We start from the raw sequence: 23,931 nt of genomic DNA, 5'->3' as shown, positions 1-23,931 counted from the left end.
CCCATGCACAGGGCCAGTTGACCGGCCCGGGGGGTGTTTCACGTGAAACATCTCCCGGGCCGTCCGGTCAACTCGCCTCGGGCAGGCGCCCCACCGGGAGCCGGAGCACGGTCACCGCGCCCCCGTCGGGGGCGTTGGCGAAGGTCAGCTCGATCTCCAGGACCGCCGCCTGGCCCGCGACGATCGTCAGGCCCAGTCCGTGGCCCCGGCCGCGCCCGGGATCGCCGGTGCGGAAGCGTTTGGGGCCGTGCTCGATCAGCTCCGGCGGATAGCCCGGCCCGTGGTCCCGCAGGGTGATCACCGGACCGTCCACCGTCACCTCGACCGGCTCCCGACCGTGCTTGTGGGCGTTGACCAGGAGGTTGGCGAGGATCCGGTCCAGTCGGCGCCGATCGGTGAGCACCACGAAGTCCCGTACGACCCGGACCTCGGTGGTCGGCCGGACGGCGGCCACGGCCCGTTCGACGGCCCGGCCCAGTTCCACCCGCGCCACGTCGGCCCGCTCCACGCCCGAGTCCAGCCGGGAGATCTCCAAGAGGTCCTCGGTGAGCAGGTGCAGGGCCTGGAGCCGATCGTTGATCATCTCTTTGGGGCGGCCCTCCGGCAGCAGCGCGGCGGCGGCCAGCGAACCCGTCAGCGGGGTGCGCAACTCGTGGGCCACGTCGGCGGTGAACCGCTTCTCGGCCTCCAACCGCTCCTGGAGCGAGGCCGCCATCGAATCCAGGGCGTGGGCCACGTCCCGTACCTCGTCGCGCGAGCCGCCCGGTCGCCGGTCGCCGCCCTCGGCGGGGAAGTCCACCCGCGCGTCGAGGTCTCCGGCGCTGATCCGCCGGGCCACGGCGGCGGTGGTGTCGAGCCGCCGGCTGATCCGGTCGGCGAGGAACAGACCGGCGAGGGCCACCACCCCGGCCGCCAGGGCCGAGGAGGCGAGGATGGCGGTGTCGATGTCCCGGAGCCGATTGCGGGTGGCCTGGAAGGGGGTCCAGACCGCGAGGGCCTTCCCGTCGGCCGGCGCGGCGCCCCACATGACGGGCTCGTCCCGGTAGTCGCCCACCATGGTGCCCGTGTCCCCCCGGGTGACCAGCGCGCGCAGGGGAGCGGGCAGGCCCGGCGGATCCAGGGCGATCTGTACGTCGCCGTGGGCGGTGCCGTACTCGTAGTGGCCCAGGGCGTGGTCGAGATCGCGTTCCACGTCCTTGCGCACCTCGCCGACGACCTGCCGGGCGACGACGTTGTGCACGAGGATCCCCAGGACGGCGGCCACCATGCAGCAGACCATCGTCGTGGTCAGCGCGATCTTCCAGCGCAGGCTGCTCAGCGCGCGCATCGCGCCCGTCCCTCGGCCAACGGGACGTCCGTGAGGGCCTGGCACTCGTCGAGGGTGAGCTGCGAGAGGCTCATGTTGCCCGCCTTCGGGTCCCACACGTAGTCGGAGACGGAGATGTACCGCGGGTTCGAGGTCGGCTCGCGCACGGCCAGGTGCTCGGCGGCCACTTCCACGGCCTCCAGGACGCCACGCCGGGAGAGGATCCGGACGACGCTGCCGTCCTTGCGGGCCGCGTAGACGCGCAGCTCGGTGACCCGGTCGTCCACGTCCAGGGCGGTGATCAGCTCCTCCTTGCCGTCGCCGGTCAGGTCGTGGAGGACGGGAGGGCGCACGGGGCAGTCCGCGCCACCGTCACCGGTCTCCGTGCACAGGGCGAGCCGCTGGACGCTTCGAGGGTCGACCAGCCGACCCGTGCCGCCGTCGGCGGCGGTGGCCGCCTTGACGTCGGCGCGCACGACGGCGAGCGCGTCCACACCCCGCATGCTCCCGCCCGAGACCTTGGCGACCCCGGGCACCACCGGGGCGCCCGTCTGCTGATCGGGTGCGGGAGGGCGGGGGTGGTAGGACTTCCACAGGCTCTGGGGTGCGCGTGCCGTGCCCAGGTCGCCCTCGCTGCTCAGCCCCTCGACATCGGCGCAGCCCGCCGCGCCGGCCGCCAGGACGACGGCGAGGGCCAGCGAGGCCGCTCTGGCCGCTCCGGCGCGCGGGGGACGGTACATGCTCCGATGCTCCCCCGGCGGCGCCCGCCCGGCCCGGCCCGCGTGGCGTTCGGGGGACGCCCCGGCCCGACATCCCGGCCCTACCAACCGGCCCGACCAACCGGCCCCACCGGCTGCCCCCACCGCCCGACCCCACCGACCGGCCCGATGGTCGGGGCGTGTCGGTCAGGGGCGCCGGTCCGGCTGGGCGATGGCCCGGGCGGCCGACACCTCCTGGTGCACGGGGGCCAGTACGGACTCCTCCGCGCCCGGCGGCAGCGGCACGACGCGCACCCCCGCCAGGGTGCTGCTGTTGCGCAGCCCCTCGGCCAGCCCGCGCAGCTCCTTCGCGATGGTCTCCACCTCGGCGGGGGCGGGCGGGTCGGCCCCGTGGTTGACGCGGACCCGGGCGGCGGTGGTCGCGTCGACCACCCGCTCCACGGCCACGACCAGCGGCCACCAGGCGGCGGCCCGTGCCCCGGTCGGCGGGGGCTCGGTCAGCGCCCGCTGGAACTCGCTGCGGACGCCCGACAGCTCCCGGTAGATCCGGCGGCGGGCCTGGAGCCGGTGCTGTCGGGCGGCCCGCAGCGCGACCTCGTCGGCGACGGGGGCGAAGGCCCGTTCGAGGTAGCGGGCGGCGTCGTCGACGGCGCCCGCGAGCCGGTCGCCGATCCGGGTGTGCCAGCTCTCGGGCCACAGCAGGTAGCCGGCGACGAGGGTGATCGCGCAGCCGATCAGGCTGTCCAGCAGCCTGGGCCGGATCAGGTCGAAGCCCTGGTGGTTGAGGAGGTCCGACAGGAGCAGGATCACCGGGGTGATCGCGGCGGTCTGGAAGGCGTACCCCTTGGCGGAGAAGGCCGGGATCAGGGCCGCCAGCAGCGCCATCACGGGCACGTCCCACCAGCCGCGCGGCACCTCGGACAGGACGGCGGCGGCCAGCACCAGACCGACCGCCGTGCCCAACGCGCGCAGCACGGCCCGGGAGAAGACCGAGCCGAAGTCCGGCTTGAGGACGAAGGTGACGGTCAGCGCGACCCAGTAGGACCGCTCGACGGCGACGAGGGAGACGAGCGACTGCGCGAGCCCGATGCACAGGGCCAGCCGCAGTCCGTACCGCCAGGAAGCCCGGGACATCATCATGTCGCGCACCGCCCGCCGGGTGCGGATGCCCAGGGCCGCGGGCCGGCCGAGGCGGTCGTCGACGTTGTGCAGGTCCGGCTCGGCGAGCGGCACGATCGTCGCCGCGTGCCGCAGGGCGGCGTCCAGGGCCCGCTCGGACTGGCTCCGGGGCTCGGGCAGTTCCAGGCCGGGCACGCCCGTGCGGCCCGCTTCCACGGCGGCCGCCAGCTCCCGTACGGCCGCCGGGATCTCGGCGGGCAGCGGGCGTCCGCGCAGATGGACGGCGGGGGCCGCCTCGACGAGGGGGATCAGCACGTTCAGCTGGGACAGCATCCGCACCAGCGAGGAACTGCGCCCGTGCACCCGGGCGCGGCGGCCCAGGACCAGGTCGTAGGCCTGGTTCAGGGCCAGGGTGACCTGGAGGCGGCGTTCCTCGTACGAGGGCCCTCCCGCGGCCTCCAGGCTGTCGGCCACGGCCCGGTAGGCGCCCGCGACGGCGGCCCGCTCGGGGTGACGGCCGCGCAGCGGCCAGCCCAGCAGGGTCAGGGCCAGCACGAACAACCCGCCGGCGCTCAGCAGCAGCGGCGCCGTCCACCAGGGCCGGGGCATGGGCAGGCCCGCGCCGACGACGGCGTTCAGCAGGAGCAGCAGCCCGGACACGGAGGCGACCGTGCCGATGGAGGAGATCATCCCGGAGACGAGGGCGATCAGGGTGAGGGCGCCGACGGCCACCCAGCCGTGCCCGAAGACGAGGGTGCCGAGGGCCACTCCGACCGCGCCGAAGAGCTGGGGGACGGCGATGTTCAAAACGCGCATCCGGTAGGCGTCGGCGGTGTCGCCGATCACCCCGGAGAGGGCGCCCATCGAGACGAGGGCACCGAACTCGGGCTCGTCCAGGGCGAAGCCCACCGCGAGCGGCACGGACAGGGCGATCGCGGCGCGGACGGCGCCCGCCCAGGGGATGGGGGCGCTGCTGGGGCGCAGGCCCGCGAGCAGCCAGGAAGGGGGCGTCAGCGGGTTCGGGCGGGACGGCCCGGACGGTATGTGCTCGGTGCGTCGTTCGGTGGTCATTCCGCTTCCGTGTCACCGCTCGCGAATCGGTCGTTCTGTGGTGTTCTGCGGAGGATGGGCACCTACCGAGCTTATGGGGTGCGGCGCAGTCGGCCCATCAGCCATGCGGACAATGCCACCGCCAGGCCCAGGGCGAGCACGACCCACGCCGTGGTGCGCAGGAACGCGGTCAGCGCGTCGTACACCGCGCCGGCCGCCTTCCGGTCGATGTCGGCCGGCAGGTCGTCGAGGGTCAGGCCGCGGCACAGGCTCACCGTGATCCACAGCAGCACCGCTCCGACCGCCAGCCCGAGGCCGGTGGCGAGGACGGCGCGACGCCGCCGGACGGCCAGGGCCACCGCCGCCAGGGCCAGCACCACGGTCAGCACGGGAAGCCAGACGCCCGCGATCTGGAGCATGTGGAACCACCTCCGCAGGGCGCCGAGATTGTCGTACTCCATGACCTTCACGGAGAGGTGCGTCTGCGGGATGCGGTCCGCGAAGGGCACCCCGTCGTTCATCAGCTCGACCCGGACCTGCGCGATCACCGGCGCCAGATCGATGGTGAGGGCGTCGCCGTGGCCGGTGTTCAGGGCGTCGAGGAAGGCGGTGTGCGCGGCCCGGTTGGCGGCGTCCCAGGCCGTCCGGTAGGCCGGGGTCCCGGCGAAGGAGTCCAAAGCCTCACCGATGAGGGTGTCCACGCCGCCCTGGAAGGGACCCGCGTCGATCTGGCCGGAGAGGGCGCGGGTGGCCTGGGTGACCACCACCGACCGGACGGCCGGATCGCCGGCGAGCGGGGCCATGGCGGCCGTGTAGCGGTCCGCGTTCCCCAGCTCGTGATCGGCCCAGTACGCGACCGCGCTCGCGGGCACGAGCAGAGCCACGAGCACGATCAGGGCCGACGAAAGGAAGGTGCGCACGTCACCAGGGAAAACCGCCCCGGTGGCCGCTGCCACCGGTGCTGCTGCGTACGGGTGCCCCCGCGCGGCAGGCCCCCGCGGTTGATCCACTTGCCGCCCGGCCCCACCGGGTGTGCCCTGGAGTCTGGAAGAGAGGAGCCCCGCCATGGCACATGCGGCACCCACCGCCCCCCGGCGCCACCGCCCGATGACTTCGGCGGACGCGCACCACACCGGCATGAACGCCCTGATCCGCCCGCTGCTGGCCGGACTGGTCTACGGGGTCTGGTGCGCCTTCATCCAACGCCAGATGGGACCGGTCAACGCGGGCAACGTGTTCTACGGGATCCTGTGCGGCGTGCTCTTCGCCGGCATCATGTTCGCCCTCGCCCGCTTCGGACCCAGGATGAAGCGCGAGGTCCACGCGCTCTCCTACGCGGTCTTCGGCGGACTGGCCGCCGGCTACCTGCACAGCCTGACCAACTCCACGGTGCTGCGCTCCGTCTCGATCGGGCTGTTCACGGCTCTGGGCGTCGGGCTCGTGGCGTTCTACCGCTACTACACGCGGGAGGACTGAACGACCGGGCCGAGCCGCCGGATCGTACTTTCGGGCGGGACGGAGCCGGCCGGACGCCCGAGGTGGGGCGCGCCGGGCCGGTGGAGACTGAAGGGCGGCGCCGGTTCCCGTGCCCGTGGTCGACCTCACACGACCACGACTCCGTTGCCGAGGGCGCGGGACCGGCGCCGCTTCATGTCCGCGGCAGGCCGTCTCTTTCGACCTAGGCCGCCGAGTCCCCCTGGCCCTGCGGGGTCTCGCGCGCGGGATCGGCTTCGGCGGCGGCTGCGGCGGTCGGTGCCGCCGTCCGGTCGGGCCGGGTGGCTGGCGGGGCGGGCGGGGAGAAGCGGGAGGCCTCGGCGCGGAGCATGGCGTTCAGGGCCGCGTACGGGTCGATGGGCATGGCGGAACCTCATCTGGTGCGAGGGGATGTGTGGGGGGTGCGCTCCGCTGCTCGGCCCGCTCAGCAGCGCAGGACCACACTCCGTACCGCGTGCCGGGGCCGTACCGGCAGGCTCAGCCCGCCGACGGTCGGCCGGGCGCCCTCGTCGACGCCGTCGATCTCGTCGGCGTGTTTCACGTGAAACATCCGCGGCGGAAGCCGTCGTACGGTCGGCCTCCCGCGCGCCGGCTCCCTCAGGGCCGCGCGCGACTCGCTGTCGGCCGCCGGATCGGCCGGCGCTTCGGCCGGGTCCGCGGGTGCCGAGGAGGCGGGACGTGACTCGGACGCCGTCGCCGCCGGGATCGCGGCCGGACCGGCGCCGAACAGGCACAGCAGGACGACACAGGCCACGGTGAGGGCCCGTGCCACCACCGTCCGCGCGTACCGCGTACCGCTCATGCGTGCTTCTCTGCCCCGCCACACCGGCCGACTCCCCACCTCGGGCCCAGAAGCCCCCGACCGGGGGACGAAGACACCCCCCTCGGCTGACGATCGGTTGACAGCGGGGGCCGCTCCCGACGCCGGCACCCGCTCAGCGCCCGCCCGGCACCCGCTCAGCGCCCGCGCAGCGGTCCCGAGAGGCGGGCCAGCACCGCCGTCTCCCCGCTGACCAGCCTCAATCGGGCCCGGCCCGGCCGCTCGGCGCCGCCCCCGGGACCCCCGCGGCCCCCGGAGGCCCCGTCGGGGGAGACCCGCTCGACGGTGAACACGGCCGTACGGTGGTCCGCGCGGGCGACCTCGATGGTGCGCCCCCGCCTCAGCTCGGCCAGGGGGAGCCCGTTCCCGGTGATCACGGCCGTTCCGGCGGCGCCCGGGGCCGGCCCGGAGGTGTCCCAGCCGACCGCGTCCTCGCCCCGCCGCGAGCCCGCGACCACGGGCAGGTCCGTCCCCAGGCTGGGGATGCGCAGCCGCAGCGGTCGGGAGTTCCGCATCGGCGCGTGCTTCGTGCCGCGGAGCCCCTGCCCCGTGCCGGGGGCCCCGCCGTGCTGTTCCATCCCCTGCACGAGGCGGCGGTGCCCCGACAGCCCCAGGGCCCGGGACGGCAGCGCGTCGCTCACGCCCGAAGTGGCGGGCACGGCCCCCTCGGTGCTCCGCAACACCCCTACTCCGATGCAGAGCAGACTGACCGTCAGCGTGGCGACGACCCACTGGGCGCGGGGCATGGCGTTCCTCTCCCGGTCCGGCTCGGGCGGCCGGTCCCTGGGAGCAGTCCATCGCTCCGGGGCCCCGCGCACACGACCGACCCACGGAAAGTGACGGCGCGTCACGGGGATGCCGTGGCCTCGGGGCGGAAGTCTTCGCAGTTGGCGGCGGGTGCGCCCGCCGTGCCCCGACCGCCTCGGGACGTGCGCCCGAACGGGTGAGGCGTCGAGCCCGGACCGACCGGCGCCGGCCTCAGATCACCACGAACGCCACCGCCGCCGCCCCCATGAGGGCGGCGGCGAGGTGCATCGCGGGGTGGCCGTAATCGCCGAACCAGAGTTGGCGGGCCAGTCCCCCGAGCGCGGCCAAGGCGGTGATGACACCGATCTGGGCGAGCAGGGGGACGGTGGTGAAGGGGGCGACGAGCAGGATTAAGGAGTTCAGCCAGAAGGGCGCGGCGCCGGTCCAGCCCCGCCATTCCCGGATCGCGGCCTGCATGTTCCGGCTCCCGCCCTCCGCACGCTTCACACCCTCGGTGAGGGGTGCGGAGTGCTCAACTCGTCGGCTGTACAGCCTCCTGGCGTGCGGCGGCCGGGGCAATAGCGCGTTCGGCTAGATATCCGAAAGCCAGGCCGAAAGTAGTCCACAGGGCGATCTGGATGCCCAGGGTCGTGAGGCGGAACTGCCAGATCAGCGCCGCCGGGAAGTCCGCCGGAACCTCGTTGACGGCGGGCAGGAACGCGTAGGCGAGCCCGATCGCGACGACGAAGGCCAGGCCGGCGGCGATCGAGGCGTTCCAGTTGCCCAGGGCCGGCGCCAGTCGGCGGCCCAGGATCACGGCGCCCCCGGCGAGCAGCAGGCTCAGGACGATCATCAGGATGAACAGGGTGGTCCGCTTGACGACGGTGTCGGGGTCGCCCACGGCCGGCGGATTGGCGGGGTACTTGAGGAACGGCACCAGGTTGACGGTGACGAACAGGCCGCCGGAGACGAGCGCGGCGGTGGTGCGGGGCCCGAAGCGGCCGATGCGGCCCAGGGCGTAGCAGAAGACGAGCGCGGCGATGCCGCCGAGCGCGATGCCGTAGAGGAGGGTGCCGGTGCCGAGTCCGGCCGTGGCCTGGAGGGTTCGGCTGACCGGACCCTCCTCGTGGTCGTGCATCGGCGCGCCGGCCTCTTCGATGGCGATGGCGGCGTCGACCTTGGACTCGCCCAGGAGGTAGGCGACGAGGAAGGCGGCCACGCCGGCCAGCAGGCCGGCGAGCATGCCTCTGATCAGCAGGACGCGCGGGGAGATGGTGTTCATGCTGCGGGTTCCCTTGCTGGAGCGGTGCGGATCAGTGGCAAGGGAAGCCGAGGAGGTGGCGGCCGTCGTGCATCCACTCGTGGATCCCGTCGCCCTGGAAGACGGCGGTGGCGCCCTGTTCGGCGCCGACGAGGTAGAGCAGGACGAGCATCAGGACGCCCACGAACAGGGCCCAGGGGGCCAGTTCCTTGAGCGAGAGGGGGGAGACGGCGACGGGAGCCGAAGTGGGCACGGCAGAGTCGGCCATGGCAGAACCTCCAGAGGGAACACGCGTCCCGGTCAGTGGTGCTCTCGACGAAGGTGGCGGGTCTGACTTCCCTTCCCACGTTGCAGTGGAAGGATTCACAGTGGCGCGACCGTGCCGGATTCCCACCGGTACTTCCGTCATGCCTTCGTCATGTCGTCCGAGACCGTACCGCGCCGCCGGCTTGAACACCACGGCGTGTGGTCGCCGTCTCACGCCGTGGGCGCGCCCTCTACGCTCCCCGCATGAACGACTTCCGACCCGCTGCGAGCCTTCCGGCGCCCCCCGTCCGACTGCGTCTGGTCACCCCGCCGCTCGACGGGGCCGTGCGCCGGGGCCGTTTCGGGACCGCGGAGCCGTGCCCCGGGCATCCGGGTCTGGCCGCCCCGGCGACGGGGCTGTGGGCGGGGCGCACGCTCGACGAGGTCGCCGCCGAGGACCCGGAGGGGGTCCGACGTTGGCTCACCGACCCGGAGTTCGCCCCGCCGGGGGGCGGGGAGTCCCTGTCGGCGCTGATCGCGCGGACGGGCGCGTACCTGGCCGCCCTCGATCCCGGCGGGCACCGTGCCGTGGTCGCGCAGGCCGTCGTGCGGGCGGCGGTGGTGTGGGCCCTGGACCTGCCGGCCGCCGCCTTCTGGCGGCTCGACGTACGGCCGGACACCGTGACCTCGCTCAGCGGGCGCGCGGGCCGCTGGAACCTCCTCGTGGGAGAGGCCCGGGAAACGCCGAACGGCCCGGACCCCGCGGCGCGGTCCGGGCCGAACTGATCGGGTGGGGCGGGTGTCAGGCGACGATCCAGTCGGAGGTCGCGATCACCGGCTGCACGCCGTCACGGTGGATGGTCCCCTCGATCAGGCCGTACATCCGGTCCGCGGCGAAGTAGACCTCGTTGTCGTTCTTGAGGCCGAAGGGCTCCAGGTCGACGAGGAAGTGGTGCTTGTTGGGCAGGTTGAGACGGACCTCGTTGACCCGCGGGCAGTTGTCGAGCACCCGCTCGGCCATCTGGTTCAGGGTCTGCTGGAGCGAGTAGGAGTACGTCTCCGCGAAGGCGTCGAGCATGTGCTTGCGGACCTTCTTGTACGACCGGTCCCAGTCGTACTCGGCGTCGTCGGCGGCCAGCGCCGACTGGGCCCAACGCGCGGTGACCTTGGTCGCCAGGATGCGGTCGTACGCCTCCTGCAGGGTCGTGTACTTGTCCTTGATGAAGCCGTGGAACTCGGAGTTCGTCGAGTTCATCACCGTCAGGTCCTTGAGGCCCGAGATGACCTGGAGCCCGGTGGTCTCGCTGTAGGTGATCTGCGCGGTGCGCACTTCCTGGCCCTTGAGGACGAAGGAGTGCTGCTCCTTGCGGGTCGGGACGGGGATCCGCTCCCAGACGTACTCCTCGATGCGGATCTGCGCTTCGCGGATCGGCTGCTGCGAGGACACGAAGTGCTTGGCGAGGAGGATGCCGAAGGCCTCGGGGGAGGAGATGCCGTGTTCCTTGGCGAAGGCGTACACGGTGTTCTTGGTGGTGTCCGTCGGCAGGCAGTTGGCGTTGTCACCGGTGAGGTGGACGTCGCGGAACTCGCCGCGGAGCGCGACCGAGACGTTGAGGTCGCGGATCTCGTGCCAGGAACCGTCGCTGCCCTTGCGGGTCACGTGGACGATGCGGTTCTCGGCCTTGCCGTACTGGTTCTGGGCCAGGACGTGCTTGCTCATGGTGTCTTCCTTCGGGTACTCGGGAACACGGAGTCCGGTTGTCTGGATCCCGTACGCCCGGCGTCCAGCGCCCGCCCGAAACGAAGACGTGCCGCTCCCCGCCGTTCGACCCCTCGGGGGCCGCCCCGGGACTGACGTGCATCCCGGTCCGTAGGTGCTGAGTTGTACTGCACGGATTGCAACATGTGTACGGGGTGTTGACCACCGCACGAATCATCCGAACCCCGGCACCCCGGATTGGGGCGACCCCACAACCGTGCAGGTCAGGCCATGTGCGCGTCGGCGACGGAGAGGGCCTCGTCGATGATCGCGAGGCCCTTGGCGACGTCCTCGGCGGAGATGTTGCAGGCCGGCGCGACGTGCATGCGGTTGCCGGCGAGCAGCGGCCACAGGCCACCCTTCTTCAGCGCCGCCCCGAAGGCCGCCATGGGCGCGTTGTCGCCGCCGGAGGCGTTGTACGGGACGAGCGGCTCACGGGTGGCCGGATCCCGGACGAGTTCCAGGGCCCAGAAGGTGCCCAGGCCGCGGACCTCGCCGACGGAGGGGTGCCGCTCGGCGATCTCCCGCAGGCCGGGGCCCAGCAGCTCGGCGCCGGTGCGGGCCGACTGCCCGACGATGTCCTCCTCTGCCATGGTGTTGACGGTGGCCACGGCGGCGGCGCAGGCCAGCACATGCCCGGAGTACGTCAGCCCGCCCGGGTAGGGGCGGCGCGCGAAGGTCTCGGCGATGGTGGCGGAGATCGCGACCCCGCCGAGCGGCACGTAGCCGCTGGTGATGCCCTTGGCGAAGCAGATCAGGTCCGGGGTGACGTCCCAGTGATCGGCGGCGAACCAGGTGCCGGTGCGGCCGAAGCCGACCATGATCTCGTCCAGGATGAAGACGATGCCGTAGCGGTCACAGAGGACGCGGACGCCCGCCAGGTAGCCGTCCGGCGGCACGAGCACGCCCGGGGCGCCGCCCACGGTCTCCAGGATGATCGCGGCGATGGACTGCGGGCCCTCGAAGACGATGGTGTCTTCCAGGTGGCGCAGGGCCCGCTCGCACTCCTCGGCCTCGGTGGTCGCGTGGAAGGGCGAGCGGTAGAGGAACGGACCCCAGAAGTGCACGACGCCCGCGGTCGCGGTGTCGTTGCCGAAGCGGCGGGCGTCACCGGTCAGGTTGATCGCGGTGGACGTGGCCCCGTGGTACGAGCGGTACGCGGACAGCACCTTGAAGCGGTTGGTGTGCAGGCGGGCCATGCGCACGGCGTTCTCGACGGCCTCGGCGCCCGCATTGGTGAAGAAGATCTTGTCCAGGTCGCCCGGGGTCCGCTCGGCGATCAGCCGGGCCGCCTCGGAACGCACGTCGACGGCGAAGCCGGGGGCCACGGTGCAGAGCTTGGTGGCCTGCTCGGCGATGGCCGCCGCGACCTTGGGGTGCTGGTACCCGATGTTGGTGTAGACGAGCGCGCTGGAGAAGTCGAGGTAGCGGTTGCCCTCGTAGTCCCAGAAGTACGAGCCCTCGGCCCCGGCGACGGCGAGCGGATCGATCAGCTCCTGGGCCGACCAGGAATGGAAGACGTGCTTCCTGTCGGCGTCTTTCACGGCGGCGAGGGCCTCGGCTTCTGGGTTCATGAAACGAGCGTAGTTGTCCAGGATGTGGACCTGGCGTCGGGCGCCGCGCGGGCGGGGCCCCGTGTCCCCGCGCCAGGTGACTCCGGGGGGATTTGTCCGCCCGCGTCGGGGTAGGTGCGGCGCCAGGGGTGACGGGCGGTAACCGAGACGGGAGAGCCGGTGGTCGAGCAGACGCGCAGGCTGGTGCTGGGTGGTGGCACGCACGGGGTCGTCGGCCGATGCCGGGACTTCACCCGTCGGGCCCTCGCGGACTGGCGCTGGCCGTCCGGCAGCGAGGCCGTGGACGACGCGGTCCTCTTGGTGTCCGAGGTGATCACCAATGCCTGCCTGCACGCCGGGGGCCCGCACGAGCTGGTCCTGAGGCACTGCCCGGGCCAGCTGCGGGTCGAGGTCTCCGACGGCAGCGCCGAGCTGCCGAGGGTCCTCCCGCCGCGCGAACGGGTACGGCCGGGCGGGTACGGCCTCGTCCTCCTGGAGCGGCTCACGGAGGGCTGGGGGACGGTGCCGACGGGGGTCGGCCGGCCCGGGAAGATCCTCTGGCTGGAGCTGCCGGGACCCGCGTAGCGGCCGCTGCTCGACCGGTGTTTCACGTGAAACATCGCTGTCCGGCCATGCCTCGCGTTAGAGAGCCGTCAAAGCGGCCCCGAGGCGCGTATGGGCCCCGTCAAGGCGGCAGCCCGACCCCTGTGGAGGCGTTCCACTCGGAAGTGTCCGAAACACGCCTCCGAACATCAGGAGCACACGATGGCTGATCTGGCCTTCGTCGTCACCACGATCGCGCTCTTCGCGCTGGTGGCCTTCGTCGCCAAGGGGGTGGCCAAGCCGTGAACGTCGAAAACGTCGTCGGCCTGCTGGTCGCCATCACCCTCCTCGGCTACCTCGTCCTCGCTCTCGTGTTTCCGGAGAGGTTCTGAGCCCCGATGACTCCCGTTCTCTCCGGGGTGCTCCAGCTGCTCGCGCTCGTCGCGGCCTTGGCCCTCGTCCACCGCCCGCTGGGCGAGTACATGGCCCGCGTCTACTCCTCACAGCGGCACTACGCCCCGGAGAAGTGGATCTACAAGGCCATCGGCGCCAATCCGTCGGCCGAGATGCGCTGGCCCGCCTACCTGCGCGCCGTGCTGTCGTTCTCCCTGGTGGGCGTGCTTTTCCTCTACGTTCTCCAGCGGCTCCAAGGCGTCCTGCCCGGCTCCCTCGGCTTCGCCGCGATCGACCCCGACCAGGCCTTCAACACCGCCGTCTCCTTCGTGGCGAACACCAACTGGCAGTCGTACGCCGGTGAACAGGCCATGGGCCACGTCGTGCAGACCGGCGGCCTGGCGGTGCAGAACTTCCTCTCGGCGGCCGTGGGCATGGCCGTCGCGGTGGCGCTCGTACGGGGCTTCGCCCGCTCCCGTACCGGTGAACTCGGCAACTTCTGGGCCGACCTGGTCCGTGGCACCCTCCGGATCCTGGTCCCCCTCGCACTGGTCAGCGCGGTGATCCTGGTGGCCTGCGGGGTCATCCAGAACTTCGCCGGGATCCACGAGGTCGGCCAGTTCTTCGGCGGCACGCAGGAGTGGAACGGCGGCGCGGTCGCCTCCCAGGAGGCCATCAAGGAGCTGGGCACCAACGGCGGCGGCTACTTCAACGCCAACTCCGCCCACCCCTTCGAGAACCCGACCCCCTTCTCGAACCTCTTCGAGATCTTCCTGATCCTCGTCATTCCCTTCTCCCTGACCCGCACCTTCGGCCGCATGGTCGGCAACCTGCGCCAGGGCTACGCGATCCTCGCCACGATGGGCGTGATCTGGCTCGGCTTCACCGCGCTGATGATGTGGACCGAGTTCACCCACCACGGTCCGGCCCTCCAGGCGGCCGGCGGGGCGATGGAGGGCAAGGAGACCCGCTTCGGCATCGCGGGTTCGGCGATCTTCTCGGTGGCCACCACCCTCACGTCCACCGGAGCCGTCAACTCCTTCCACTCCTCCTACACGGGACTGGGCGGCGGCATCCAACTGCTGGGCATGCAGCTCGGCGAGATCGCTCCCGGCGGCGTCGGCTCCGGCCTCTACGGGATGCTGATCATGGCGATCATCGCCGTGTTCATCGCCGGTCTGATGGTCGGCCGCACCCCCGAGTACCTGGGCAAGAAGATCGGCACCCGCGAGATCAAGCTCGCCGCCTGCTACATCCTCATCACCCCGGCCCTCGTCCTCGGCTTCACCGCCGTGGCCATGGCCCTGCCCACTCCGGTCACCTCCATGGCCAACGGCGGCGCGCACGGCTTCTCCGAGATCCTCTACGCCTACACCTCGGGCGCGAACAACAACGGCTCGGCCTTCGCCGGACTGAACGCGGACACGCAGTGGTTCAACAGCACCATCGGCATCGCCATGCTGCTGGGCCGCTTCCTGCCCATGGTCTTCGTCCTGGCACTGGCCGGTTCCCTCGCGCAGCAGCGCCCCGTACCGGAGACGGCGGGCACCCTGCGCACCGACAAGCCGCTCTACGCGGGACTCCTCGTCGCGACGATCGTCATCGTCACCGGCCTCACCTACTTCCCGGCCCTCGCGCTGGGTCCGCTCGCCGAAGGGCTCGCCTCATGAGCACCGTCACCCCCACCCCCAGCCCGACCCGCGCGCCGCGCCAGGACGCCCCCAGCGGGCACGAGGAAGCGGACCGGGGGCGCGTCGGCGGCGGCCTCTTCGACCCCGCGCAGCTGCTGAAGGCCTTCCCGGAGGCGGTCCGCAAGCTGGACCCGCGCATCATGATCAAGTCGCCGGTGATGTTCGTCGTCCTCATCGGTTCCGTCGTCACGACGGTGCTGGCCCTCAAGGATCCGGGCGACTGGTTCGGTTGGGCCATCGCCGTCTGGCTCTGGCTGACGACGATCTTCGCCAACCTCGCCGAGGCGGTGGCCGAGGGACGCGGCAAGGCCCAGGCCGAGACCCTGCGCAAGGCCAAGACCGACACCGTCGCCCGCCGTGTCAACGGATCCGCCGAGGAGGCGGTCCCGGGCACGGAACTCCGCATAGGCGACCTGGTCGTCTGCGAGGCCGGCGACATCATCCCCGGTGACGGAGACGTCGTCGAAGGCGTGGCCTCGGTGGACGAGTCCGCGATCACCGGTGAGTCCGCCCCCGTGATCAGGGAGTCGGGCGGCGACCGCAGCGCCGTGACGGGCGGCACCAAGGTGCTCTCCGACCGGATCGTCATCAAGATCACGACCAAGCCCGGTGAGACCTTCATCGACCGGATGATCGCCCTCGTCGAGGGGGCCGCCCGACAGAAGACGCCGAACGAGATCGCGCTGAACATCCTCCTCGCGTCCCTCACCATCGTCTTCCTGCTGGCCGTGGTCACCCTCCAGCCCTTCGCGATCTACGCGGGCGCCGAGCAGTCGATGATCGTGCTCACCGCCCTGCTGGTCTGCCTGATCCCCACCACCATCGGCGCCCTCCTCTCCGCGATCGGCATCGCGGGCATGGACCGCCTCGTCCAGCGCAACGTCCTCGCCATGTCCGGGCGGGCGGTGGAAGCCGCGGGCGACGTCTCCACCCTGCTCCTCGACAAGACCGGCACCATCACCCTCGGCAACCGCCAGGCCTCCGCGTTCGTGCCCGTCGGCGGGGCCGCCGAGGCCGAACTCGCCGACGCCGCCCAGCTGTCCTCCCTCGCGGACGAGACCCCCGAGGGCCGCTCCATCGTCGTCCTCGCCCAGGAGACGTACGGACTGCGCGAACGCCACCAGGGAGAGCAGGCCCACGCCGAGTGGATCCCCTTCACCGCCCAGACCCGCATGTCGGGCGTGGACGTGGACGGCCGCCGCATCCGCAAGGGCGCCGCCTCCGCGATCACCGCGTGGGTGAAGGAGCAGGACGGCGCGATCGCCGACGATGCCGCCGCACGGGTCGACGCCATCTCCTCGGCCGGCGGCACCCCCCTCCTGGTCGCCGTCCAGGACGGGCGCGGGGCCCGCCTCCTCGGCGTCATCCACCTCAAGGACGTGGTCAAGGAGGGCATGCGCGAACGCTTCGACGAGCTGCGCCGCATGGGCATCAAGACCGTCATGATCACCGGCGACAACCCGCTGACCGCCAAGGCCATCGCCGAGGAGGCCGGAGTCGACGACTTCCTCGCCGAGGCCACCCCCGAGGACAAGATGGCCCTCATCAAGCGGGAGCAGGCGGGCGGCAAGCTCGTCGCGATGACCGGTGACGGCACCAACGACGCCCCCGCGCTGGCCCAGGCCGACGTCGGCGTGGCCATGAACACCGGAACCTCGGCCGCCAAGGAGGCCGGGAACATGGTGGACCTGGACTCCAACCCCACCAAGCTCATCGAGATCGTCGAGATCGGCAAGCAGCTCCTCATCACCCGAGGAGCCCTCACGACCTTCTCCATCGCCAACGACGTCGCGAAGTACTTCGCGATCATCCCGGCCATGTTCGCCGTGGTCTACCCGGGCCTCGACAAGCTCAACGTCATGGGGCTGCACTCGCCGGAATCGGCGATCCTCTCGGCCGTCATCTTCAACGCGCTGATCATCATCGCCCTCGTGCCGCTCGCCCTGAAGGGCGTCCGCTACCGGCCCACCAGCGCCGACCGGATGCTCCGCCGCAACCTCGCCGTCTACGGACTCGGCGGCCTCGTCGCCCCGTTCATCGGCATCAAGCTCATCGACATGCTCATCACCCTCATCCCCGGGCTGCGCTGAATTAGGAACGTGCTGACCACCATGAACAGTTCTGTCGGAAACACCGCCCGGCTGCTCGGCGCCGGACTGCGCGCACTGCTCGTCCTCACCGTCCTGTGCGGCGTCCTCTACCCCCTCGCCACCACCGGCATCGCCCAGGCCCTCTTCCCCGACCGGGCCGCCGGCTCCGAGATCACGGACGGGAGCGGCCGGGTCGTCGGCTCCTCCCTCATCGGCCAGGGCTACCGGGACGACCTGCGCTACTTCCAGGGCAGGCCCGCCGCCGGCCTCGGCGAGAACAGCGCCAACATCCAGTACGAACTGCTGCTCTCCGGCGCCTCCAACAAGGCCGCCGACAACCCCGACCTGGTCGCGTCGGTGGCGGAGACCAAGGCGAAGGTGCTGGCCGACAACACCGTCCCCGGCTTCCGGCCCACGCCCGCCCAGGTCCCCGCCGACGCCGTCACCTCCTCCGGGTCCGGCCTCGACCCGGCCATCTCCCCGGAGTACGCCGCCCTCCAGGCCCACCGGATCGCCGACCTCAACGACCTCCCGCTCCCGAAGGTCGAGGCCCTCGTCCGGGCCCACACCGCTTCCCGGACCCTGGGCTTCATCGGCGAACCCCGCGTCAACGTCCTGGAGCTGAACACCGCCCTGCGGGACCTGACCCGGTCCTAGGGCCCGACCCCGGACGCGGCCGGACCGCCGGTGAGGCGTGCCGGCCACCGGGCCGACGGCCTGCTCACCAGCGGTCGAGCCGCGTCCGGGCTTAGGCTGCGCTGCATGGAGTCGTACACGATCGGCCAGGCAGCGCGACTGCTCGGCGTCAGCAGTGACACCGCCCGGCGCTGGGCGGACGCGGGCCGCTTCCCCACCCGGCGCGAGGGCGCCCGGCGGATCGTCGACGGCGCCGACCTGGCGGCGTTCTGCGTGGAGGTCGCCCAAGAGGGCGGGGACGACGAGGACACCCCGTACACCTCGGCCCGCAACGCCTTCCCCGGCATCGTGACCGGCATCAAGCTCGGCTCGGTCAGCGCCCAGGTCGAGATCCAGGCCGGCCCGCACCGCGTGGTGTCCCTGCTGACCCGGGAGGCGGTGGACGAGCTGGGCCTGGAGGTCGGCATGCGCGCCACCGCCCGGGTGAAGTCGACCAGCGTGTTCGTCGACCGGGGCTGAAGCACGGGCTGAAGCACGGGCTGAAGCAGCGGCTGAGACCGGGTCCGGAGGCGGCCCGGGGCCGGTCCTGCCCCGCGTCCCGTCCGCCGCCTACGCGAACGCCCCCGCCCGGGCCGCCTCGTACGCCGCCCGCGCCGCCCGGTGCGCGCAGGCCTCGTCGAGCGGGGCGCCCGTGGTCAGCAACCGGTAGTACAGCGGGGCCGAGACGGCCCGGATCACCTCGGCGGCGTCGGTCCCCGCCGGGACCTCGCCCCGCTCGGCGGCCTCCCGTACGCAGGGCGCCCACTGCGCCACCCGGACCTCGTAGAAGCGGTGCAGGGCCTCGGCCGTCCGCTCGTCGCCGGCGGCCGCCGCGATCACTGCCTTGAACAGGGGCCCCTGCCGAGGATCGGCGAGGGTCCGCCGCACGAGGAGGGCGTTCTCCCGCAGGTCCCCGAGCAGCGAGCCCGTGTCGGAGCGCGGCAGCGACTGCTCGGCCATGTCCGTGAGCAGGTCGGCCACCAGTCCGGCCACCGTGCCCCAACGCCGGTAGACGGTGGTCTTGCCGACGTCGGCCCGGCGGGCGACCTCGGCGAGGTCCAGGCGGTGGAACCCCTCGGCGGCGAGCACGTCCCCCGCCGCCTCCAGCACGGCGGCCCGGACGCGCGCCGTTCGCCCCCCGGGCCGCACCGTCCCCGGCTCGGCCTCCCCGGACGCGTCCGCCGCCGCACCCTCCACGGGCTCCTCAGGCCGATCCTTCCGCTCCATAACGGGACTCCGGTTCCATTAATAGGGTTCTCTTGCTAGGTTGGGACCACCTTAACGGTTCTGCGGTCCCATTACGGTCGTAGGCCTCGTCGTCCACCGGAGGGAAGTCGTCATGGAGTACAGGCAGCTCGGAACGTCCGGCCTCAAGGTCCCCGCCCTGAGCTTCGGGGCCGGCACCTTCGGCGGCAGCGGGCCGCTCTTCGGCGCCTGGGGCACCACCGACGCCCAGGAGGCCCGCCGGCTGGTGGACATCTGCCTGGAGGCCGGGATCACCCTCTTCGACACCGCCGACGTGTACTCGGCCGGAGCATCCGAGGAGGTGCTCGGAGCGGCGATCAAGGGCCGCCGCGACCGGGTGCTGCTGTCCACCAAGGCCGGACTGCCCGTGGGGGACGGCCCCCAGGACGCCGGCACCTCCCGCTCCCGCCTGATCCGGGCGACCGAGGACGCCCTGCGCCGCCTCGGCACCGACCACATCGACCTCTTCCAGCTGCACGCCTTCGACGCCGCCGTCCCCGTCGAGGAGGTGCTCGCCACCCTCGACCAACTGGTCCGCTCCGGCAAGATCCGCTACGTCGGCGTCTCCAACTTCGCGGGCTGGCAGCTGATGAAGTCCCTGGCGGCGGCCGAACGGCACGGCTTCCCGCGCTACGTCGCCCACCAGGTCCACTACTCCCTCGTCGGCCGCGACTACGAGTGGGAGCTGATGCCCCTCGCGCGGGACCAGGGCGTCGGGGCGATGGTGTGGAGCCCCCTGGGCTGGGGCCGCCTCACCGGCAAGCTGCGCCGGGGCCGGCCGCTGCCACCGGGCAGCCGCCTGCACCGTACGGCCGACTCCGCCCCGCCGGTCGAGGACGCGTACCTGTACGACGTGGTCGACGCGCTCGACGAGGTGGCGGCGGAGACGGGCCGGGCCGTCCCCCAGGTCGCCATCAACTGGCTGTTGCGCCGGCCCACCGTCTCCTCGGTGATCGTGGGCGCCCGCGACGAGGAGCAACTGCGCCAGAACATCGGCGCGATCGGCTGGGAGCTGACGCCGGAGCAGGTGGCCCGCCTCGACGCGGCGAGCCATCGCCCGGCCCCGTACCCGTACTTCCCGTACGAGCGCCAGGAGGGCTTCGCCCGCCTCAACCCGCCGATGATCGCCCGGGGTTGACGGCCCGCCCGCCCCGCCGGGGTCAGCTCTCCAGAGCGGGGCCCAGGTCCAGGGCGGCGAGCCGCTCGGGGTCGGTGAGGACGTCGAGCGCGGTGATCAGGCCGCCCCTGACGGTGAAGGCCATCACCGAGACCACCCGGCCGTCCACCAGCGAGACCACCCCGGGGGTGCCGTTGACCAGGACCGGCCGGGCGTCCGAGGCGAGCCGGGCGAACAGGACGGCCTGGGCGGCCACTTCGGCCGCGCCCCGCCGCAGCAGGCTCGACAGGAGGGCGCCGCCGCCGGAGCGGGCCACGACCTCCGGATCCAGGTCGGCGTGCGACCAGGGCGGAGCGGTTCAGCTTGAACCAGGCCTCCCGCACGGCGTCCGCCGCGTCGCCGAGCGAGCCGAGCATGCGGTACGCGACCGCCCGCAGATGGGGGCGGTACGCGTCGAACCGTCCCGCCAGAGCGTCGTTTCCGTTCACCTGTCACATCCCCGTGTAGTGATCGGTCCGTCGGACCGGCGCCCCGGGCGTGTCCGCGCCCCCCGCCGGCGGCGACGCCCGGCCCGTCCCGGACGGTAATCGGCGCCGCCGGCCCCCGCCCGGGGATGGTCCGCACCCGACCACCCGCCCGACCGCCCGCCCGACCCCCGTCAGAGGTCGGCGGGGTCCCAGAGCAGCGGAAACGTGGCGCGACCGGTCCGGTCCGCCCAGGCGAGGCGCTCGCGCAGGACCGGCCGCCGCTCCTCGGGGCAGCGCGCGAGCAGGCCGGTCAGCAGGGCGCGCATCCTCAGCAGGGCCATCGGGGAGTCGGCGGCGGCGTGCAGGACGTCGTCCACGGCCGTGCGGACGTACCGCTCCCAGCCGGGCACGGGGACGAGCACGCGCGGCGTGCCCCCGGCGTCGGCGAAGGCGCCGATCTCCAGGTCCCGGCCGGCGAGCCGGGTCAGCAGGGCGTCCGTGCGGTCCAGGCTCTCGACCGCCGTGGCCGGGTCGTTGACGGCGGGGGAGAGGGCGCGGAGCGCGATGTCGGCGAGCAGCCGCAGCGGCAGTTCCGGATCCTGGTCGAAGGTCCGCTCCACCCCGGTCCCCACGGCGCGCCCCAGAGCCGCCTCGATCGCCTCCACGGCCGTGCTCCCCGCCGGGCCCTCGCAGGTGACCTCGGCGAAGGGGGTGCCCCGGGACACGGTCCGACCCGGCGGCACCAGGAACGTCACGCACCCGCCGTGCGTCGCCGCCGCGCGGACCAGGGCCGGCACGTCGATCTGCTGGATCACGGCCGCGGGTCCCCGCCAATGGTGGGTACGGGTCCCGGCGGCGCTCGGGGCCGGCGGCGGGGCGGCGGGGCGCGGGCCGTCGTACGGGCGCTGGTAGAGGTCGTCGTAGAGCCGGTCCGCGCGGGTGGTGACGGCGGTCAGCGCGTGGGCGAGCTGGATCGAGTGGAAGGCCTTGGTCTGGAGCGTGCGCATCATGCCGAGCGCGCACAGGGCCAGGAGCGCGGCCACACACGGGACGAGCGCCGAGACCTGGGGGCTCGTACCGATGGACATCCCCGAGGTCACGCTGAAGACGAACACCCCGACGGTGAAGGCGTACGCGCGCCAGACGATGGGCTCCTCCCGGAAGAGCCCCAGGCGCGGGGAGAAGCTGCTCGCGGAGAACTGCACGACCAGGAAGAGCATCGAGTAGATGATGCTCACCAGGCTGACGACCCCGAAGCCGATCGTGAAGAGCAGGGTCACCGCCTGGCCGGACGACACCCGGGGCCCCACCGCGACCAGCGGGGACATCAGGCCCAGCAGCAGCCCGCCGACCGCGCAGACGAGCTGCGACAGACCTCGGCGCACTGCACGGTTCGGCCGCTGGAAGGGCGTACGGCGCCGGCGCGGCCTCCGGGGGGCCGGGAGGGCGGCGACATCGACAGGGCCTGGCATCGGGGCTCCACTCTGCGCGCGACCTGGGGGTCGGGGGCGCCGCGGGGGCTTGGGCGGTCGGGGCGCCCCCGGGGCCGGCCGGACGGGGCTCCGCCCCCTCCGGCCCCTTCGCCTCTAGGTCCGCGCCCTCCGCGTCCGTCCCTCGTCGACCCGGCCACCGGCCGCCAGCAGCGCGAGGACCGCGAGCACCGCGAGCAGGATCAGGACCAGCATCAGCACGACCGCGACCGTCGGGTGGTTCCACAGGGCGAACACGAGCGCGACGACGAGCAGCGCGCCGATGGTGATCCACCGACGGTGCGCCTCCACCCAGCGGCCCGCGCTCCCCGTCCGGACCCCGTGGTCGGCGGCCCAACGCGCCACTCCGTCCGCCGACCGCTCGGCGCTCCCGCGCACTCCGCGCGGGAGCCCGCCCGCGCCCGAGAGGTACGCGCCGAGGGCCACGACGATCCCGAGGACGAGCGCGGTGCGCAGCGCGGCCCGCAGGAAGTGCACCAGGGTGTCGAAGATGGCCGCGGCGGCGTCCCGGGACTGGACCTGCTCGGGGAGGTGGTCGAGGTAGTACCGGCGGGCGACGACCAGACCGATGGCGATGAGCAGGCAGGCGAAGGCGGAACCGAGCGCCACGGTCACCAGGCCCCGGCGCCTGCGCCGCGCGAGGAACACTCCGGCCGCGCCCAGGAGCACGGTGAGGACGGGGAGCCAGTTGCCGATCACGTCCAGGAGGTGGACGGCGCCCCTGATCTTGCCCAGCTTGTCGGAGTGGAAGAGCACCATCTGCTTGTCGACGTCGGGGATCTTCTCGGCGGGGGACACCCCGGCCTTCACCAGGTCCTGCTTGACGGCGTCCACGGCCGCGCCGACGTCCAGGGTCACCGTCCCGCCCTCGACCTCCACCGGGCCCCGGCCGTGGCCGGTCAGGGCGCGGACCACGGAGGCGTGCCCCACCCGGTTGGCGCGGGTCCAGACCTTCTCGAACCGCTCGCTCCCGACGAACCGGGTGGCGACCTTGCGCACCGCCGCGTCGGCGGCCTCGTCCAATTGGGGCCCGAGCGCCTTGACGGCCGTACCCACCCGGGGCGGCAGCCCTTGAGACTCCAGCCACTTCGCCAGGTCGGAGGCGACCTGCGGCCCGTCGACCCTCACGTCGGCGGCTCCGGCGATGCGCCCGACGGCGGCCGCCTCGACGGCCGGGTCGGAGGCGAGGGGCGCGACGGTGGCGACGTACCGGTCGGTGTCCAGCACGATGTCGTGGACCCATACGGTGATCAGGGACAGGGGGACGAGCAGGCAGGTCAGCGTGATCAGCACGGCCGACAGCCCGCCGCGCACGATCCGCCAGGCCCCTCCGGCCCCTCCGGCCCCTCCGGCCCCTCCGGCCCCTCCGGCTCGGCCGCCCGCGTCGCCCGGTCCTCCGGCCCGGCCTGCCGCCGTGCCGGCCCCGCTCGCCCGGCCCGGTCCGCTCGCGCCGCCCGGTCCTTCAGGGCCCTCGGAAGAACCGTCGGACGGCAGGCTCATGACGCTCCCGGGGGCTCGGACAACACGGAACACCGCATGCCCATTCCACCCGTCCCCCACCGGCCCCGCACGTCCGCTTACTCCCCCCGTGTCTCACCCGGGAGGAGGGAGGGGAGGAGCGGAGGGCCGGGCGGGGCGGTGGGCTCGGTCAGGAGTCTTCGGGCGGCGTTGCCGCGGCGCGACGGAACTCGGCGTTGATCCGCTGGGCCTCTTCGAGCTGGTCCTCAAGGATCACGATCCGACAGGCGGCCTCGACCGGCGTGCCCTGGTCGACGAGTTCCCGGGCGCGGGCGGCGATGCGCAGCTGGTAGCGGGAGTAGCGCCGATGACCGCCCTCGGAGCGCAGCGGGGTGATCAGGCGGGCCTCTCCGATGGCGCGGAGGAAGCCGGGTGTGGTGCCGAGGAGCTCGGCGGCCCTGCCCATCGTGTAGGCGGGGTAGTCATCGTCGTCCAGCCGGCCGCCGAGCGAGTCATCCGCTGTCATCTGCACCTCTTCGTGGGGGAACGCGTCGAGGGCCCGGCTGCCGTCCGACCTCGGGACCCCGAGGGAAGTCAACACCATCGACCCGCCCCACCGCCGCGCCGCCCTGGGTGAGGCCCGCGGGAGTGCCGCCGCGGCGGCGCCCGGATACGCCGAAGAGGGCGG

26 protein-coding genes are annotated in these 23,931 nt (G+C 72.9%); 9 read left to right on the top strand and 17 right to left on the bottom strand.

All coding sequences use genetic code 11. The features are described from left to right. Nucleotides 1-67: 67 nt before the first annotated feature. The 4 genes from ACIOD1_RS17965 to ACIOD1_RS17950 form a co-directional block, all read right to left on the bottom strand. Entirely contained in the window at nt 68-1,327 is a 1,260-nt protein-coding gene (locus ACIOD1_RS17965) for a sensor histidine kinase (RefSeq protein ID WP_401903251.1), read from the bottom strand. Next, nucleotides 1,315-2,046: a hypothetical protein gene (locus ACIOD1_RS17960; protein WP_365615894.1), complete on the bottom strand. Its 732-nt coding sequence runs from the start codon at nt 2,044-2,046 to the stop codon at nt 1,315-1,317. The genes ACIOD1_RS17965 and ACIOD1_RS17960 overlap by 13 nt, the downstream gene beginning before the upstream one ends. Nucleotides 2,047-2,211: 165 nt before the next feature. Next, nucleotides 2,212-4,215, bottom strand: coding sequence for an FUSC family protein (locus ACIOD1_RS17955; protein WP_401903248.1), 2,004 nt, complete (start codon nt 4,213-4,215; stop codon nt 2,212-2,214). Nucleotides 4,216-4,286: 71 nt separating this feature from the next. Further along, the gene (locus tag ACIOD1_RS17950; protein ID WP_365615888.1) at nt 4,287-5,114 is read right to left on the bottom strand and encodes a hypothetical protein; all 828 of its coding nucleotides are present in this window, start codon (nt 5,112-5,114) and stop codon (nt 4,287-4,289) included. A 145-nt stretch (nt 5,115-5,259) separates the two neighbouring features. Here ACIOD1_RS17950 and ACIOD1_RS17945 point away from each other — a divergent pair, with 145 nt between their 5' ends. Further along, nucleotides 5,260-5,670: a hypothetical protein gene (locus ACIOD1_RS17945; RefSeq protein WP_365615885.1), complete on the top strand. Its 411-nt coding sequence runs from the start codon at nt 5,260-5,262 to the stop codon at nt 5,668-5,670. 202 nt (nt 5,671-5,872) lie between these two features. On the opposite strand, the gene ACIOD1_RS17940 is transcribed toward ACIOD1_RS17945, so the two are convergent. The 6 genes from ACIOD1_RS17940 to ACIOD1_RS17915 all read right to left on the bottom strand — a co-directional run bounded on the left by ACIOD1_RS17940 (nt 5,873) and on the right by ACIOD1_RS17915 (nt 8,784). Next, complete coding sequence (locus tag ACIOD1_RS17940; protein ID WP_401903245.1) at nt 5,873-6,052, bottom strand: hypothetical protein; 180 nt, start codon at nt 6,050-6,052, stop codon at nt 5,873-5,875. A gap of 60 nt (nt 6,053-6,112) precedes the next feature. Next, nucleotides 6,113-6,490, bottom strand: coding sequence for a hypothetical protein (locus tag ACIOD1_RS17935; RefSeq protein ID WP_401903242.1), 378 nt, complete (start codon nt 6,488-6,490; stop codon nt 6,113-6,115). Between the two features lie 155 nt (nt 6,491-6,645). Next, the gene (locus ACIOD1_RS17930; protein WP_365615876.1) at nt 6,646-7,254 is read right to left on the bottom strand and encodes a class F sortase; all 609 of its coding nucleotides are present in this window, start codon (nt 7,252-7,254) and stop codon (nt 6,646-6,648) included. Between the two features lie 232 nt (nt 7,255-7,486). Continuing rightward, nucleotides 7,487-7,732, bottom strand: a complete 246-nt coding sequence (locus ACIOD1_RS17925) for a hypothetical protein (RefSeq protein ID WP_365615873.1) — start codon at nt 7,730-7,732, stop codon at nt 7,487-7,489. Nucleotides 7,733-7,787: 55 nt separating this feature from the next. Continuing rightward, complete coding sequence (locus ACIOD1_RS17920; protein ID WP_365615871.1) at nt 7,788-8,537, bottom strand: CbtA family protein; 750 nt, start codon at nt 8,535-8,537, stop codon at nt 7,788-7,790. Nucleotides 8,538-8,568: 31 nt separating this feature from the next. Then, on the bottom strand, nt 8,569-8,784 hold the full coding sequence (locus tag ACIOD1_RS17915) for a CbtB-domain containing protein (RefSeq protein WP_365615868.1): 216 nt from the start codon (nt 8,782-8,784) through the stop codon (nt 8,569-8,571). A 242-nt stretch (nt 8,785-9,026) separates the two neighbouring features. On the opposite strand from ACIOD1_RS17915, the gene ACIOD1_RS17910 reads away from it, so the two are divergent. Next, a complete protein-coding gene (locus ACIOD1_RS17910) occupies nt 9,027-9,548 on the top strand; it encodes a histidine phosphatase family protein (RefSeq protein ID WP_365615865.1) in 522 nt (173 codons plus the stop codon). Nucleotides 9,549-9,564: 16 nt separating this feature from the next. On the opposite strand, the gene pucL is transcribed toward ACIOD1_RS17910, so the two are convergent. Both pucL and ACIOD1_RS17900 read right to left on the bottom strand, forming a co-directional pair. Next, nucleotides 9,565-10,482 (bottom strand): factor-independent urate hydroxylase, encoded by a 918-nt coding sequence (gene pucL / locus ACIOD1_RS17905; protein ID WP_365615862.1) that lies wholly within the window; start codon nt 10,480-10,482, stop codon nt 9,565-9,567. Nucleotides 10,483-10,745: 263 nt separating this feature from the next. Continuing rightward, nucleotides 10,746-12,095 carry an aspartate aminotransferase family protein gene (locus ACIOD1_RS17900; RefSeq protein ID WP_401903236.1) on the bottom strand — a complete coding sequence of 450 codons (1,350 nt, stop codon included), beginning with the start codon at nt 12,093-12,095 and terminating at the stop codon, nt 10,746-10,748. A 159-nt stretch (nt 12,096-12,254) separates the two neighbouring features. Between ACIOD1_RS17900 and ACIOD1_RS17895 the strand changes: the two genes are divergently transcribed. From ACIOD1_RS17895 to ACIOD1_RS17870, 6 genes are all read left to right on the top strand, one after another. Continuing rightward, nucleotides 12,255-12,659 carry an ATP-binding protein gene (locus tag ACIOD1_RS17895; RefSeq protein ID WP_401903233.1) on the top strand — a complete coding sequence of 135 codons (405 nt, stop codon included), beginning with the start codon at nt 12,255-12,257 and terminating at the stop codon, nt 12,657-12,659. Between the two features lie 260 nt (nt 12,660-12,919). Continuing rightward, a complete protein-coding gene (gene kdpF, locus ACIOD1_RS17890) occupies nt 12,920-13,009 on the top strand; it encodes a K(+)-transporting ATPase subunit F (protein ID WP_365615850.1) in 90 nt (29 codons plus the stop codon). Between the two features lie 6 nt (nt 13,010-13,015). Next, nucleotides 13,016-14,680, top strand: coding sequence for a potassium-transporting ATPase subunit KdpA (gene kdpA / locus ACIOD1_RS17885; protein ID WP_401903229.1), 1,665 nt, complete (start codon nt 13,016-13,018; stop codon nt 14,678-14,680). After that, a complete protein-coding gene (gene kdpB, locus ACIOD1_RS17880; protein ID WP_401903226.1) occupies nt 14,677-16,791 on the top strand; it encodes a potassium-transporting ATPase subunit KdpB in 2,115 nt (704 codons plus the stop codon). The genes kdpA and kdpB overlap by 4 nt, the downstream gene beginning before the upstream one ends. Before the next feature lie 21 nt (nt 16,792-16,812). Further along, nucleotides 16,813-17,448 carry a potassium-transporting ATPase subunit KdpC gene (gene kdpC / locus ACIOD1_RS17875; protein WP_401903224.1) on the top strand — a complete coding sequence of 212 codons (636 nt, stop codon included), beginning with the start codon at nt 16,813-16,815 and terminating at the stop codon, nt 17,446-17,448. Between the two features lie 105 nt (nt 17,449-17,553). Continuing rightward, complete coding sequence (locus ACIOD1_RS17870; protein ID WP_365615838.1) at nt 17,554-17,946, top strand: TOBE domain-containing protein; 393 nt, start codon at nt 17,554-17,556, stop codon at nt 17,944-17,946. A gap of 90 nt (nt 17,947-18,036) precedes the next feature. Here ACIOD1_RS17870 and ACIOD1_RS17865 read toward each other — a convergent pair whose 3' ends face one another. Then, nucleotides 18,037-18,693, bottom strand: a complete 657-nt coding sequence (locus ACIOD1_RS17865) for a TetR/AcrR family transcriptional regulator (RefSeq protein WP_365615835.1) — start codon at nt 18,691-18,693, stop codon at nt 18,037-18,039. Between the two features lie 112 nt (nt 18,694-18,805). On the opposite strand from ACIOD1_RS17865, the gene ACIOD1_RS17860 reads away from it, so the two are divergent. Further along, a complete protein-coding gene (locus ACIOD1_RS17860) occupies nt 18,806-19,849 on the top strand; it encodes an aldo/keto reductase (RefSeq protein ID WP_365615832.1) in 1,044 nt (347 codons plus the stop codon). Between the two features lie 22 nt (nt 19,850-19,871). On the opposite strand, the gene ACIOD1_RS17855 is transcribed toward ACIOD1_RS17860, so the two are convergent. From ACIOD1_RS17855 to ACIOD1_RS17840, 4 genes are all read right to left on the bottom strand, one after another. After that, a complete protein-coding gene (locus ACIOD1_RS17855) occupies nt 19,872-20,144 on the bottom strand; it encodes a hypothetical protein (protein ID WP_365615829.1) in 273 nt (90 codons plus the stop codon). A gap of 342 nt (nt 20,145-20,486) precedes the next feature. Then, complete coding sequence (locus ACIOD1_RS17850; protein ID WP_401903220.1) at nt 20,487-21,680, bottom strand: DUF2254 family protein; 1,194 nt, start codon at nt 21,678-21,680, stop codon at nt 20,487-20,489. Between the two features lie 201 nt (nt 21,681-21,881). Next, nucleotides 21,882-23,099, bottom strand: coding sequence for a hypothetical protein (locus tag ACIOD1_RS17845; RefSeq protein ID WP_401903217.1), 1,218 nt, complete (start codon nt 23,097-23,099; stop codon nt 21,882-21,884). 334 nt (nt 23,100-23,433) lie between these two features. Continuing rightward, a complete protein-coding gene (locus ACIOD1_RS17840; RefSeq protein ID WP_365615821.1) occupies nt 23,434-23,769 on the bottom strand; it encodes a MerR family transcriptional regulator in 336 nt (111 codons plus the stop codon). Nucleotides 23,770-23,931: the final 162 nt, after the last annotated feature.

The organism is Streptomyces sp. NPDC088097, assembly GCF_044741845.1.
Lineage (GTDB): Bacteria > Actinomycetota > Actinomycetes > Streptomycetales > Streptomycetaceae > Streptomyces.
Note: the sequence above shows the minus strand (reverse complement) of the source record. Positions and strands in the feature narration are given on the sequence as shown.